General features: G+C 72.6%; 10 protein-coding genes and 1 pseudogene. 6 read left to right on the forward strand and 5 right to left on the reverse strand.

The annotated features are described in order from the left end of the window. Positions 1–18 precede the first annotated feature (18 nt). The gene (lnt, locus tag ACIOEW_RS19995; RefSeq protein ID WP_362555486.1) at positions 19–1,614 is read right to left on the reverse strand and encodes an apolipoprotein N-acyltransferase; all 1,596 of its coding nucleotides are present in this window, start codon (positions 1,612–1,614) and stop codon (positions 19–21) included. A gap of 194 nt (positions 1,615–1,808) precedes the next feature. Between lnt and ACIOEW_RS20000 the strand changes: the two genes are divergently transcribed. Further along, positions 1,809–2,918 (forward strand): O-antigen ligase family protein, encoded by a 1,110-nt coding sequence (locus tag ACIOEW_RS20000; RefSeq protein ID WP_362555488.1) that lies wholly within the window; start codon positions 1,809–1,811, stop codon positions 2,916–2,918. A gap of 282 nt (positions 2,919–3,200) precedes the next feature. Here ACIOEW_RS20000 and ACIOEW_RS20005 read toward each other — a convergent pair whose 3' ends face one another. Both ACIOEW_RS20005 and ACIOEW_RS20010 read right to left on the reverse strand, forming a co-directional pair. Then, positions 3,201–3,764 carry a hypothetical protein gene (locus ACIOEW_RS20005; RefSeq protein ID WP_362555490.1) on the reverse strand — a complete coding sequence of 188 codons (564 nt, stop codon included), beginning with the start codon at positions 3,762–3,764 and terminating at the stop codon, positions 3,201–3,203. A gap of 69 nt (positions 3,765–3,833) precedes the next feature. Then, entirely contained in the window at positions 3,834–4,619 is a 786-nt protein-coding gene (locus ACIOEW_RS20010) for an aspartate/glutamate racemase family protein (protein ID WP_362555492.1), read from the reverse strand. A 58-nt stretch (positions 4,620–4,677) separates the two neighbouring features. Here ACIOEW_RS20010 and ACIOEW_RS20015 point away from each other — a divergent pair, with 58 nt between their 5' ends. After that, on the forward strand, positions 4,678–5,850 hold the full coding sequence (locus ACIOEW_RS20015) for a glycosyltransferase (protein WP_362555494.1): 1,173 nt from the start codon (positions 4,678–4,680) through the stop codon (positions 5,848–5,850). A 14-nt stretch (positions 5,851–5,864) separates the two neighbouring features. Here the strand turns inward: ACIOEW_RS20015 and ACIOEW_RS20020 are convergent, their stop codons facing one another. Then, positions 5,865–7,217 carry a TerD family protein gene (locus ACIOEW_RS20020; protein WP_362555495.1) on the reverse strand — a complete coding sequence of 451 codons (1,353 nt, stop codon included), beginning with the start codon at positions 7,215–7,217 and terminating at the stop codon, positions 5,865–5,867. 256 nt (positions 7,218–7,473) lie between these two features. Here ACIOEW_RS20020 and ACIOEW_RS20025 point away from each other — a divergent pair, with 256 nt between their 5' ends. The 4 genes from ACIOEW_RS20025 (at position 7,474) to ACIOEW_RS20040 (ending at position 12,162) form a co-directional block, all read left to right on the forward strand. Then, positions 7,474–7,950 carry a DUF6643 family protein gene (locus ACIOEW_RS20025; RefSeq protein ID WP_362555497.1) on the forward strand — a complete coding sequence of 159 codons (477 nt, stop codon included), beginning with the start codon at positions 7,474–7,476 and terminating at the stop codon, positions 7,948–7,950. A 57-nt stretch (positions 7,951–8,007) separates the two neighbouring features. Further along, positions 8,008–8,832 (forward strand): MOSC N-terminal beta barrel domain-containing protein, encoded by an 825-nt coding sequence (locus ACIOEW_RS20030; RefSeq protein ID WP_362555499.1) that lies wholly within the window; start codon positions 8,008–8,010, stop codon positions 8,830–8,832. Between the two features lie 140 nt (positions 8,833–8,972). Continuing rightward, complete coding sequence (locus ACIOEW_RS20035; protein ID WP_362555500.1) at positions 8,973–9,578, forward strand: hypothetical protein; 606 nt, start codon at positions 8,973–8,975, stop codon at positions 9,576–9,578. A gap of 151 nt (positions 9,579–9,729) precedes the next feature. Then, a complete protein-coding gene (locus tag ACIOEW_RS20040) occupies positions 9,730–12,162 on the forward strand; it encodes a right-handed parallel beta-helix repeat-containing protein (RefSeq protein WP_362555502.1) in 2,433 nt (810 codons plus the stop codon). Here ACIOEW_RS20040 and ACIOEW_RS20045 read toward each other — a convergent pair. Beyond that, positions 12,135–14,506, reverse strand: a pseudogene (locus tag ACIOEW_RS20045) (hypothetical protein); the annotation flags it as partial. The gene ACIOEW_RS20040 and the pseudogene ACIOEW_RS20045 sit on opposite strands and share 28 nt — an antisense overlap. Between the last annotated feature and the right edge of the window lie 3 nt (positions 14,507–14,509).

Below are 14,509 nucleotides of genomic sequence, written 5' to 3' on the forward strand. Positions count from 1 at the left end.
CGTGGCGCGCGCACCCGCTCAGCGGGAACGTCGTGCGCGCACCGTCCGCGTCGCCACCCAGCCGAGGCCGGTCACCGCGAGCAGCGCAAGCAGACCCTCGGGCAGCGCACCCATCCTGGTCGCCGGGGTCAGCGAGGAGCGGAGCGGCACCTCGTCCACCAAGGCGTCCGGCGTGAACATCTTCGTCTTCTGGACGACGGTGCCGTCCGGGCGGATCACCGCGCTGACACCGCTGGTGACCGGGACGACCACGGAACGGCTGTGCTCGACCGCGCGTACCCGGGACATGGCGAGCTGCTGGTAGGTCATCTCGCTGCGGCCGAAGGTGGCGTTGTTGCTGGGGACGGCGATCAGCTGGGCACCGTGCTCGACCGTGTCGCGTACGGCGTCGTCGAACGCGGCCTCGTAGCAGGTGACCAGGCCGACGTCGGTGCCCGCCAGGTCGAAGACGCCGACCTTCTTGCCCGGCCCGAAGTCGCGCTGCACCCGGTCGACGTCCGAACTGAACATGCGCACGAAGGAGCGCATCGGCATGTACTCGCCGAACGGCTGGATGTGGCGCTTGTCGTACGTGGCCACGGGCCCCTTGTCCGGGTCCCACTGGATGAGGGTGTTGCGCAGGTTGCCCGTGTCGGGTTCGACGACCGCCCCGACCACGGTCGGCACACCGATCGCCTTCACGGCGTCGTCGATGACGATCCTCGCGTCTGCGTTGCGGTAGGGATCGAGGTCGGAGGAGTTCTCCGGCCACAGGACGAAGTCGGGCTGCGGGACCTTGCCTGCCTTCACGTCCCGGGCGAGCTGCTCCGTGCGCTTCGCATGGTTGTCCAGGACGGCGCGGCGCTGGGAGTTGAAGTCGAGGCCGAGCCGCGGCACGTTGCCCTGGATCGCGGCGACGGTCGCGGTGCCGTCCTCGGCGGAGTCGTCCACCAGCGGCAGGGCGGCGAGGGCCGCGACGACGGGTACCAGGACGGCCGCAGCGGTCGCGGCGGCGGCCAGGCGGGGCAGTTCACCGGTGGTGCGGTGGATACGGAAGCGGCGGACGGCCTCGAAGAGGCCGAAGCCGCACAGCACCACGGCGAAGGAGAGGAGCGGCGTGCCGCCCAGAGCCGCGAGCGGCAGGAACACGCTGTCCGCCTGCCCGAAGGCGATCTTGCCCCAGGGGAAGCCGCCGAACGGCACCCGGGCCCGGAGCGCCTCGTCGAGCGTCCAGACCGCGGCCGCCCAGAGCGGCCAGCAGGAGAGCCGGGACACGGCGGAGATGCCGATGCAGCCCACAGCGATGAACAGCGCCTCCGCAGCGGCGAGGGCCAGCCACGGCACCGGGCCGACCTCTTCGCCCGTCCAGTGCAGCAGCGGCAGCATGAAGCCGAGTCCGGCAAGCAGGCCGAGGCCGAACGCGGCGCGGAGCCTGCGCTCGAACAGCACCCAGCCGAGCAGGGCGAACCCGGGCAGAACCAGCCACCACAGCGGCCGGGGCGGGAAGCTCGCGTACAGCATCACCCCGGACAGGACGGCGGCGGCGGGCCGTGCGAGGCGCGGCAGCAGACGGCCGGCTCGGGGGGCGGAGACAGGCTTCTGCGGGTCGCCGACCTGGGCGATGGTGGTGCTCACCCGGCGGAGTCTACGGTGGCGGGCCGGTTACCGGGGAGCCCCGTCCTGGTGACGGAATACCTACCGCCGGATCGTTTCTGCGCATCTCCTGCACATATGACCACTGTGGCCGTTAGCCTGTGCGCCAGTCCCCCGCCGACCGGCCGGATCCGGCCGTCGCGGACGGGACGGTCACAGGCCGGGGGACGGACGTGATGGCTGCACCAGCAGAGCGGGGGCCCGAGGGCGGCAACGCGTCCGACGTCGCCGGGGCACTGATTCTCGCCGCCTGTGCTACCTGGTCGCTGATCAGCGCGGCCGGACGCGAGACCCGGCCCGAAGGGGTGCTCCTCGCGCTGCTCGCCGTCGCGGCGGGTTTCGCCTGCGGGCGGATCTGCGGAACGCTGCTGCCGGTGGCCACCGCGGCCGTCGCCGCCCTGGCAGCCCTCGTCATGGCGCTGGTCTGGCGTCACGGCATGCCCGGTGCGACGGCGACCGTGGATACCGCGCCCGGACACACCGGTGCGGCCGCCGCGCTGCTGGTTCTGGCGGCCGGCGCGGCCTGCTGCGCGGCAGCCGCGGCCCGGCGGGAATCTCTGCGGTTCGCCCTGCGGCTGCTGGCTCTCGGCACGGCCTGTGCCTCGCTCCGGCTCGGCTCAGTCGCCGGCTTCACGGCGGCGATCGGCGTGCTGCTGTGCTCCCTGGCGGCGGCCAGGATGCGGAGCCGGCTGCTCGGTCTCGTCGGATTCGCGCTGGCTGCCGGTCTGATGGTGGGCGTCTCGTGGGCGGTGGCCGAGGACGTGCTGCCCGACGGCCTCACGGTCTCCCTGGAGGGGCAGCTGACCGGCAACCGCGTACAGCTGTGGCAGGACGCCGCGCATATGGCCGGGGAGCACCCGGTTCTCGGCATCGGACCCGACCGCTTCGCCGACCTGAGCCCCACCGCGCAGCAGAGCCTCGGTTCGGACGGGAAGCCACACTCGGCCGTGCTGCAGCAGGCAGCCGAGCAGGGGGTGGTGGGTGTGGTGCTGCTGGGCGCCGCCTTCGGCTGGCTCCTGTACGTGCTGTGGCGCTCGCCGCGCAGCACCGCGGTCGCCCTGACGGCCGGGGCGGCGCTCACCGCGCTGGCGGCGCTGGCGAGCGTGGGCAATGCGCTGAGCTTCACTCCGGTGACGGCGGGTGCGGGGCTGCTGGCCGGGCTGGCGTCGGCCAGGCGGCCGATCGGAGCGAACGGGCCGGCGGGCGGCAACGGTACGGAGCAGATTCCGCGCGGCGGTGACGACGTGCCCGGACACGGCCCGAGGGCTGACCGGGCCGGCCTGTGAGGCGGGTCCGAGGCCGTGTGCTCGGAGCGGGGGTCGGCCGGCGGCCGCAGCGCCGGTGGGCGGCAGGTGCACGGGCGGGTGCGCCGGGGCGCAGATCAGATCCCGGCCGCCGCAACAGCGCGCCACAGATGCACAGACCGAATGCGCCAGGCACGGATCAGATCCCGGCCGCCGCGCCGCTGCGCGACAGATACGCAGGCCGGGCGCGCCGGGCACAGATCAGACCCCCGCCACCGCAACAGCGCGCCACAGATGCACAGACCGAGCGCGCCGGGGCACAGATCAGATCCCGGCCGCCGCGCCGGTGGGCGGGAGGTGCAGGCGGTCGCGGATGAACCGGACGCCCGCCTCGGCGTCGTCGACCGTGACCGTGAAGGTCCTTCCGTCGCCGAGCCGGAGCACCAGTCCCTCGCCCCGCCGCACGACCACTGCCGTGCCCTGATCGGGGCGCCAGCGGTAGCCCCAGCCGCCCCACTGGCGCGGGGTGACCTGCGGTGCGAACTCCGCGCCCACCACATGGGTGAGCAGGATCCGGCGGCGCGGCAGCCCCATGTGGCCACAGCGCACTTCCAGGGCGTCACCGTCGACGCGGACCACCACGTTCACGAAGGCGAGGGTTCCGAACAGCATGAGCAGTCCGGCCGCCACGCAGCCGATCACCGACATCAGCAGCGGGGCGACGCCGGAGGTCCAGGTGGAGCTCACGGCGAGCTGGATGCCGAGAGCCAGACACGCTGCGCCGGCGGCCGCGAGCACCCACTGGGTCCGGTTGGTGGCCCGGCCGGTCCAGACCGCGGTGTGCGTGTCGGCACCGGTACGCGTCGGATTTCGGGGGTGGTCCCTCATGCCAAGCAGCGTACTGAAGAATCCGCGCGGCGGGACGGGCCCGAAGGCCCCCTTCGGGCCGCCGGAAGGTCAGCGGGCGGTGCTGACCGCGGCGAGCCCGCGCCCTTCCCGGTAGGCCAGCGCGGCTTCCGGGAGCTCGGACGGGCGTCCGCCGAGGAGTACGGCGAGCCCGGCGGCAGGTTCGGCCGACGGAGCGGGCTGGGCCCCGATCCGGCGCAGGGCCTGGGCGGCGACGGCGCCGGCCGAGCCGTGCAGGACGACGGGCGGGCGGCCGGGCTGCTGCACGGCGCGGCGGATGCGTTCGGCGACCAGCTCGTAGTGGGTGCAGCCCAGCACGACGGCCTGCACATCGGGCGGAGTGAGCGCGGCGGCCGCGGCCAGGGCCTTCTCGATACCGGCCTCGTCCGCGTACTCCACGGCGTCGGCCAGTCCGGGGCAGGGCACCTCGGTCACGGCTGCGGACCCGGCGAAGTCGCGGATGAGCCCGCGCTGGTACGGGCTGCCGGTGGTGAGGGGGGTGGCCCAGATCGCGACCGGGCCACCGGCCGCGGCAGCCGGCTTGATCGCCGGGACGGTACCGATGACCGGCAGCGCGGGCTCCAGCTCGGCCCGGAGCGTGGCGAGCGCGTGCACGGAAGCCGTGTTGCAGGCGACGATCAGCGCGTCGGGCCGGTGGTCAGCGGCGGCGCGCGCGACGGCGAGGGCGCGCGCCGTGACGTCTTCGGGCGTCCGCGGGCCCCAGGGCATGCTCGCAGGGTCCGACGAGAGCACCAGATCGGCGTCCGGCCTCAGCCGGCGTACTGCGGCGGCGGCGGCCAGCAGGCCGATTCCGGAGTCCATGAGCGCGATCTTCACCCGGTCACCATAGTCGACAGCCCTTGCGGTCCCGGCTCAGTGGGGCAGACTTCGGCCAATGAGCGCCGTTGCCTGGATCGCCGTGGGTTCGCTGGTCGCGTGGGTGTGGCTGCTGCTGGGCCAGGGGTTCTTCTGGCGGACCGACCAGCGGCTGCCGAGCCGCGAGGCGCCGGCGCACTGGCCCTCGGTCGCCATCGTCGTGCCCGCGCGTGACGAGGCCGACATGCTTCCGGTGAGCCTGCCGTCGCTGCTGGCGCAGGATTATCCGGGACATGCCGAGATCTTCCTGGTCGACGACTGCAGCAGGGACGGCACCGGTGACCTCGCCCGTGAGCTGTCCGTACGGTGCGCAGCGCTGCCTGTCACCGTGGTGTCCCCCGGGGAGCCCGAGCCCGGGTGGACGGGCAAGCTCTGGGCCGTCCGGCACGGGATCGCGCTGGCCCGGTCCCGGGATCCCGAGTACCTGCTGCTCACCGACGCCGATATCGCGCACGAGCCGGACAGTCTGCGGGAGCTGGTGGCGGCTGCCGTGTCGGGCGGCTTCGATCTGGTCTCGCAGATGGCGCGGCTGCGGGTGGAAAGCGTCTGGGAGCGACTGGTCGTACCGGCCTTCGTCTACTTCTTCTCGCAGCTCTATCCGTTCCGGTGGGTGAACCGGGCGGGGGCGCGGACGGCTGCCGCGGCGGGCGGATGCGTGCTGCTGCGGACCGAGGCCGCTGTACGGGCGCGGGTGCCGGAGTCGATCCGGCAGGCGGTGATCGACGACGTGTCGCTGGCGCGGGCAGTGCAGCGCAGCGGTGGACGGATCTGGCTGGGGCTCGCGGAGCGGGTGGACAGCGTGCGGCCGTATCCGTGCCTTGCCGACCTGTGGCGCATGGTCTCGCGGAGCGCGTACGCCCAGCTGCGGCACAATCCGCTGGTGCTGCTCGGCACGGTGCTCGGCCTCGCACTCATCTACCTGGCGCCGCCGGTGACGCTCGCCGCGGGACTGCTGGGCGGTGCCCCGGCTGCCGCCTGGGCCGGGGGCGCGGCGTGGGCCGTGATGGCCGGGACGTACATGCCGATGCTGGGGTACTACCGGCAGTCGCTGTGGCTCGCTCCGCTCCTGCCGTTCACCGCGCTGCTGTATCTCCTGATGACGGTCGACTCCGCGGTGCAGCACTACCGAGGCCGCGGTGCGGCCTGGAAGGGGCGGACGTACGCCCGTCCCGAGGCCGCACCGGATCAGTGAGCCGACCTCCGGGCCTACTTGCGGCCCGGGGTCCAGTTCATGCCCCAGCCGTATGCCTGGTCGATGGTGCGCTGCGGGCTCACTCCGCGCTGTGGCACGAGATAGCGGGCCTCGCGCTGCACCGTGAAGTCTCCCCCGTCGCTGGTGAGGAGCGCGAGCGCGCAGACCGTCGAGGGGACGGTGCATTCGTCGAGCGAGAAGTCGATCGCCGCGCCATGCTGCGGCTGGAGGGTGACGGTCGCGTGCAGATCCGCGAAACTCCGGGCCCCTTCATAGATGGTGACGAAGATCAGGATGCGGCGGATCCTGGCCTTCTGGTCGAGGTTGATCGTCAGGTTCTCCCCTGAGGTGACGGCGCCTGTCCGGTCGTCGCCGTCGAGCTGGATATACGGCGGCTGCTGGAGAGCGCCGAAGGCGTTTCCGAGCGCCTGCACCACTCCCTTGCGGCCGTCGGTCAGTTCGTAGAGGGCGCAGAGATCAAGATCGAGATCGGCATGGTGTGCGACGGCCCGGCCGAGTTTGCTGCCCCAGCCCTTGAACTGCTTACGCACTTCCCAGTTGAGATTGACGCGCATGGCTCCCGAGGTGCCGCCCTGCTTCGCGAGCGAGACGGACGGTGCGTCCTTCGTGAGCGTCACCTTGGTGAGGCGGACGGGCTGGGTGACGGGCGGTGCCGGAGGTGCGGGAGGGACCGGCGGAGCCAAAGGGGCGGCGAGCGTCGGCTGGGGGTACTGCGGCGGGGGCGGCGTGGCGGCAACCCTCGTTGCAGGGCGGGGTGGTTGGGGTTGCTGAGGCGTATGGGGCTGAGGCGCCCGCAGGGGCTGCTGCGGTTCGTCGACGGAGATCCCGAAGTCCGTGGCCAGCCCTTCGAGTCCGGTCCCGTAGCCCTGGCCGACCGCCCGGAACTTCCAGGAGCCCTGGCGCCGGTAGAGCTCGCCGAGGATGAAGGCGGTCTCCACCGTGGCGTCGGTGCTGTCGAAGCGGGCGAGTTCCGAGCCGTTCGCAGCGTCCGTGATCCGTACATAGAGCCCGGTCACCCGGCCGAACGAGCCACCGTCCGCGGAGGCCGCCAGCACCACGCGGTCGACGGCGGGCTCCACCCGGGCCAGGTCGACGAAGAGCGTGTCGGTGGCGGCGCCGGCAGCGGTCCGCTTGCCCTCGTGGCGTACCGCTCCGGATGCGTGGGACGGCTGATTGTAAAAGACGAAGTCCGCGTCGCTGCGCACCTTTCCGGACCCGAGGAGAAGGAGCGCCGAGGCGTCCACGTCCGGGGCCCCGGGGGCGGCGCGCCACCCCAATTCGACGCGCACGGCCTGGGCCGCCACCGGAACATTGGTTCCTTTTAGCATGGTCATGCTCGCCCCCATCGCGAGTCCGGCTGCCGAGACTTTTCCCGGTCAACCTAATGCCCCTCCCGTCACGAGGCCCACAGTGGTGCCCGGACGGACCCGTGGACCCGTCGGTAACCCCCCGTGAACTCGCCTTTTACACGATCACAACGCTCCCGGGTGCCCTTTTTTCCCAAGTTCGCTCGCATTGGGGATCGCTGTTCACTCACAACACGTAAAACAACCCTCTTATCGGGCTCCCCAATCAGCACATCGTGGGCTTAACTTAGGTGGCATGACCTCCCCCCGCTCCACCTACGGCGGCGGCTACTACGCCGCACCGTCGTTCCCCGACACTCCGATCTACGACTCCCTGGTCGCGGAGCGGGGCACGCCTCAGATCGCACCGATCCGAGTGCCTGCCGCCTATGACACCGGCAACAGCTATCTGCCGGCGCTCCCGTCGGCCCTGCCGGCTCTGCCCGCGGCACCGTCCCAGCCGAATCCGTCGTACGGCTACCAGCAGCCGATGGCGCAGCAGGGGTACGCGCCGATGCAGCCGGCGCATCTGCAGCACGCTCCGGCGCCGTACATCCCGCAGCAGCCCTCCGCGGGCCGCGGGGGCTATCAGTCGCCTCCGCAGTACCAGCAGCAGCGGCCCGCGCCGGGTACCGGCTACGAGTCGATGCGTCCGGCGTCGCCGCGGCCCGCGCCCGCGCAGTCGCCGTACGAGGACCCGTACAACCGCCCGTATCAGGGCCGGGGCTACTGAGCGGCACCGTCCACCGGTAGCGACGGGTCGCCGGGTAGTGGCTGGCAGGATGGGGGCATGCCTTCCCCCGAACTGAGTGCCGTCCACATCCACCCGGTCAAATCGCTGGCCGCGTGCACAGTCGGCGAGGCCGCCGTCGAGCCATGGGGACTCGACGGCGACCGCCGCTGGATGCTGGTCGACACCACGGGCAAGGTGGTCACGCAGCGGCAGCAGCCCCGCATGGCGCTGATCTCCGCCACCCCGGTGCCGGGCGGCGGAATCGTGCTGGCCGCGCCAGGGAGCGCGGCGCTCACCGTGGAGGTTCCCGAGCCGCGGGGGACGATCGGCGTGGTGCTGCACCGCAGCCGCCTCGACGTGGTCGAGGCGGCGCGGAGCGCCCACGCCTGGCTCGGCGACTTCCTCGGCGTGGAGGTCAGGCTGGTCCATCTCGACGCGCCGGACCGCCGCAGACTCATCGATCCAGCCTACGCGCGGCCGGGTGAGACCGTCAGCCTGGCCGACGGCTTTCCGCTGCTGCTCACCACCCTCGCCTCGCTCGACGCGTTGAACTCGCTCATCGCGCAGGGCGACCACCCCGGCGAGGGGCCGCTGCCGATGAACCGCTTCCGGCCCAACGCCGTCGTGGCCGGCACGGCCGCGTGGGCGGAGGACGGCTGGACCCGGCTCTCGATCGGCGATGTGACGTTCCGCGTGGTCAAGCCCAGTGCCCGCTGTGTCATCACCACGACCGATCAGCACACCGCCCGCCGGGGCGCCGAGCCCCTGCGCACCCTCGCGCGGCACCGCCTGTCCGGCAAGGAGCTGCTCTTCGGCCAGAACCTGATCCCGGACACGGCGGGCGTCATCCGGGCCGGGGACCCGGTGCGCATCCTGAGCTGACCGATTCCGGTGCACCGCGGACCGGGAACTCCTGGGGAAACGGGGCGGGTTGACAGGGTGAGGTTGCTCTCTCTTCGTCGCTCCGGCGCGCGGACGGCGCCGTATCGGGTTATGACGGATACGGAAGGGGGTGCAGGACTGTGCGAGCGTTCACGGGAGTCTGGCGTTGGCGGCACAATCCCCTGCGCCGCGCCACGGACAGGCGCGAGGCGTGGGTGGCTCTGGTGGCGCTTCTTCTGCTCGTAGTGGTGGCGCCGGCGCTCGGCTGGTACTGCGGATCGCGTACCGACCACGCGCTGCAGGAGTCGGTGCGGGCCCAGCAGGCGGACCGTCGGCTCACCACCGCCGTTGTCGTGCGCCACGTGGCCGACCGGCACCACGTGTCGGACCCCGAGGCCTCCACGGACCGGATGGGGCGGGCCACCGTGGTGGCCCGCTGGCACGCCCTGGACGGTACGGCGCGCAGCGCCACGGTGACGACCGCCTCGCGCGACACCGCTGCCGGCGCACAGGTGCGGATCTGGACCGACCGGGCGGGCAACCCCGCACTTCGCCCCATGGACGCGCCGACGGCACACACCCATGCCGCGCTGGCCGGATTCGGCGCAGTGATGGTGGCCGTCCTGGTGATCGAGGGCGGGCGGCGTCTGATCGTATGGCGCATGGTGCAACGGCGGTACGAGCGGCTCGACCGGGCGTGGGCCAAGGCCGGTCCGGACTGGGGCAGGACGGGCACCGGAAGCTGATGAGCTGCTGATCGGGTCAACTCCCGCCCTCCACGCGCGCTACGGTGGACCGGCCCGCCCGTCACTCCTGCAGGCAGGCCCCGGGTGATCGCTGCCGCGAGGCCGGTGACACGGGCATCACACACGCACGAGGTGGGGGCACGACAGCGCCATGGCACAGGGCACGGTCCAGGTGACGCACACCGGCACATCGCGGTGGCGGCGCCGCACAGGCGAGTACGCCTCCCTCACCGCGGCTCTGGAAGCGGCGGCGGACGGTGATGTCCTCACCGTCGCGCCGGGCACCTACCGGGAGAATCTGGTCATCGCCCGCGCGGTGACGCTGCGCGGTCCCGAGGGCTCCGTCGGTTCCGTACGGATCGCCCCCGTCGACGGTGTCCCGCTGACCCTGCGCGCCTCCGCCGTCGTCCAGGACCTCCATGTGGAGGGCCAGGACTCCGCCGCCCCGGCCCTGCTGATCGAGGAGGGCGCTCCGGAGATCGCGGACCTGCGGATCGTAACCCGCTCGGCCGCCGGGATAGAGGTGCGCGGTGCGGCCCGGCCCACCGTGCGCCGCTGCACCGTCGACAATCCGGCCGGCGTCGGCATCGCCGTACTCGACGGTGCGGGCGGGGTGTTCGAGGAGTGCGAGATCGTCTCGGCCGGGCAGTCCGGTGTCTCGGTGCGCGACGGCGCGCACCCCCGCCTGGAGCGCTGCCGCATCCATCACGCCTCGGGCGCGGGCCTGTCCGTCACGGGCGAGGGCAGCGGTCTGGAGGCGGTCGGCTGCGAGATCTACGAGATCAAGGGCAGCGGGATACAGGTGTCCGCCCGGGCCGCGGCCCATCTCACCGACTGCACGGTGCACCGCACCTCCGCGGACGGCGTCACACTGGACACCGACGCGGTGCTCACACTGGCGGACTGCGACATCCATGACATCCCCGAGAACGCGGTGGACCTGCGGTCGCGCTCCGTCCTCACGCTGACCCGCTCGACCGTGCGCCGGTTCGGCCGCAACGGACTCTCGGTCTGGGACCCGGGCACCCGGGTCGACGCCAACCAGTGCGAGATCCACGACAGCACCGGGGACTACCCCGCGGTCTGGGTGAGCGACGGGGCCACCGTGATACTGGATTCGTGCCGCGTTCATGATGTGCCGGACGCCCTCTTCGTCCTCGACCGGGGCTCGCGCGCCGATGTCGTGGACAGCGATCTCTCCCAGGTCCGCAACACGGCGGTGTCGGTCAGCGACGGGGCGACCGCACAGCTCGACGACTGCCGCATCAGGGAGGCGTCCACCGGCGCCTGGTTCCGCGACCACGGCAGCGGCGGAACCCTGAACAACTGCACCATCGACGCGGTACAGACCGGAGTGATCGTCACCAAGGGCGCCGATCCGACGATCGAGCGCTGCACCGTCATCTCCCCCGCCGAGGCCGGCTTCTATGTGTCGGCCGAGGGGCGCGGCACCTTCCACAGCTGCCGGGTCACCGGAAGTGAGGGCTACGGCTTCCATGTGATGGACGGCTGCCGCACGACGCTGACGCGCTGCCGCACCGAGCGGTGCGCCCGTGGCGGCTACGAGTTCGCGGAGGGCGGGACCCACGGCGATGCCTCGGCCACCGGCCCGGTCGTGGAGGACTGCACCAGCGACGAGAGCGCTCTGCGTACTGCCACTCCCCCGCCGCCCGCCGCCCTGACGGCCACCCAGTCGGCACCGGGGCTGCTGGGTGCGGTCCCCGCGCCGCGCGCGGTGGAGCCCGTGGCGGCCGAGGTGCCGGCCGAGCCCGCGCGCACGTCCGGAGCGGTGCTCGGCGAACTGGACACACTGGTCGGCCTCGACAGCGTCAAGCGCGAGGTGCGCGCCCTCACCGACATGATCGAGGTGGGACGCCGGCGTCAGCTCGCCGGCCTGAAGGCGGCTTCGGTCCGCCGCCATCTCGTCTTCACCGGCTCCCCCGGCACCGGCAAGACCACGGTGGCCCGCCTGTACGGCGAGATCCTGGCCTCCCTCGGGGTGCTGGAGCGGGGTCATCTGGTCGAGGTGTCCCGGGTCGACCTGGTCGGCGAGCACATCGGCTCGACCGCCATCCGCACCCAGGAGGCCTTCGAGCGGGCGCGGGGCGGGGTGCTGTTCGTCGACGAGGCGTACGCCCTGTCGCCCGAGGACTCCGGCCGGGACTTCGGCCGGGAGGCGATCGACACGCTGGTGAAGCTGATGGAGGACCACCGGGACGCGGTGGTCGTCATCGTCGCCGGGTACACCCATGAGATGGAGCGGTTCCTCACCGTCAACCCCGGTGTGGCGTCCCGGTTCTCGCGGACCATCACCTTCAGCGACTACGCGCCCGACGAGCTCCTTCGTATCGTCGAGCAGCAGACCGAGGAGCAGGAGTACAGCCTGGCGTCCGGGACCGGGGAGGCGCTGCTGAAGTACTTCACCGAGCTTCCCAAGGGGCCCGCCTTCGGCAATGGCCGCACGGCCCGGCAGACCTTCGAGTCGATGGTCGAACGGCATGCGGGCCGGGTCGCGCAGCTCGCCGAGATGAGCACGGACGACCTCACTCTGCTGTTTCCGGAAGACCTTCCGGAACTCCCCTGAGCCCTCTCCCGGACTCGTCCGCCTGATGGGGCAGGACGGGGACGAGCCGGGCCAGGAGTGCGGCGCGCTCCTGGGCGAAGACGGGGTCCGCCTGGTAGTCGGAGTGCCCCAGCACCGGCTCGGGGAGCGGGTGTTCGGGGGTGCGCCCGTAGACCAGGGGGTCCTTCAGCGGGCCCCGGTCCACCTCGGGCCCGGACTCCTCGCCGAGCCGTACCTGGCCGCCGATCGGGTCGGTGGCCCGCCACAGGTTGCGCCAGCAGTGCACCGACCGGTGCAGCCCGTGCAGCTGGACAGGTCCGAAGTAGGCCGGGAACCATCGTCCGTAGAGGCGTTCGATCGGCGAGCCGTAGGTGAGCAGGGCGACCCGGCCGCGGGTCTCGGCGGGCAGTTGCCAGACGGCGGAGGCGGCCAGGACGCTGCCCTGGGAGTGGCCCGAGATGACGAGCCGGCCGCGGGTGCGCGCGGTCCAGCCGGACATCCGGGAGGCCAGGTCGGGAACGGCCCGCTCCGCATAGCAGGGCGGGGCGAAGGGGTGTGCGGCGCGCGGCCAGAAGGTCCCCACGTCCCAGAGGATGCCGATGGTGCGCCGGGCCGAGGCATCCCGGTAGGCGCGCCGCCCGCAGGCGACGAACAGCAGGAAGCCGAAACCGATGAGCCAGGATCCGGTGGACTGCGCCGCCTCGGCCACCGATTCGACGAAGGGGCTGCTGCCGTCCATCGCGAGCCCGGGGACCTGTCCGCTCGCCCACGCCCCGCCGACCGCCGCCGCGCCGAGCAGCAGTGTGGCGCCGGAGACCAGGCCCAGCATTCCGGGCGCTGAGTCGGTGAGCGCGGCTGTGGCCCGGGTCCGGGCGATCTGCTTCGTGCGCGCGGGGTCGGGCCGCGTCTCCTCGTACTCCGTGTCGATCAGCGGCTCCAGCCGGCGGGCCGCGCGATACGTGCGGACGCCGAGCACGAGGCCCGGGACCAGGAGCAGCATCAGCAGCACGGGAATGACGGAGGCCTGCCAGCTGAGGAGCACCGGTGGTCCCTCTATGACGGCGCTGCGTCCCATGCCCGGGCTGCCCGGACCGTCGAGCCAGTCCGCGACGCGCTGGGCCACTCCGCCGGTCATCACACCGCCGAGCGCGCAGGCGAGCATCGCGACGGCGGGACCGCCGAGTCCGTGCATCACGGTACGGGGCTCCGGGCTGCGCCGGTACAGGTTCAGCGCCACGAAGGCGAGGACGACGACAAGGGCGCCCTGGGCGAGGGTGACGACGCGGAACATGACGTCCCCGGGAAGCGTGCCGGCGGAGACCCAGCCGGGGCGCGACCAGGCGGCGTGCAGCGCGGCGACGACGAGCAGGACGAGGGCGGTCGCGGGGAGGTACGTGACGACGGCGCGGTCGAGGCGGTTGTCCAGGCGCCGTTCGCTCCGGCCGCGCCGGCAGACGACCCAGAGCACGACGAGCGTCCCCGCCACGAGCAGCGCCTCGATCAGCCTCCCGAACACCTCGGGTACCGGTCCGGCGACGGAACGGTCCTGGCGGGCGGCCGCGCCCGTGACGAAGGCCGTGACGGTGAGGAATCCGGCGGCGGTGTGGGCGGCACGCAGTCGCGCGACGAGCCGGCGTCCGTACCAGAATCCGGGCCTTCCGAGCGCTGGCCGCACCACGGGAGCCGTGTCCGTCCCGGGGGCCGGCTGCGGTGCGTCCTCCTCCGGGTCCGTGCCGGTGAGCGGTCGCTGGGACTCGTACGCGCTCCAGGTCCGGTTGGACAGATACCAGAGCAGTCCCACCAGCGCGGTCGGCGCCAGGGCGGCGAGGGCGAGGCGGCGCCCCGGCTGGGACCACCAGCCGCCCTGCGAGGTCGACAGGAACCCCAGCCATGACCGCTGGTCGGAACAGTCCGGCACGCCCGCGCACTGCCAGGCGGTGAGATCGAGCGCGACCTCGCACACGGCGGCGGTCAGCAGAATGGTGAGGCTCAGCGCGATGAGCCGGACGACCAGGCCGTACAGCCGGATCGCCCGGGGGCGGCGCGTGGCGGCCGGGCGCATCCAGTGGGCGAGGTTGATCACCATGAACGGGAGCAGCAGGAGCCACAGCGCGCGGGAGCCGTTGCCGGAGGTCAGGTTGGACCAGCAGTACGCCTCGGGGATGGGCCGGTCCTGGTAGCGCTCGGGGTGCGCCTCCGCGTCGATGTCGCCGGAGCGCCGGTAGATGGCGGCCGTGGCGTCACCGGTGATGCGGACGGTGCGCGGATCGACGAGCATCTCCTGGGGGGTCGCGCCGCCCACGCCGTGGACCAGCAGCTCCAGTGCGGGTCGTTCGCTCTGCGGGACCTGGGTGGCAGGTGGCACGGG

The organism is Streptomyces sp. NPDC087901 (genome assembly GCF_044742205.1).
GTDB lineage: Bacteria > Actinomycetota > Actinomycetes > Streptomycetales > Streptomycetaceae > Streptomyces.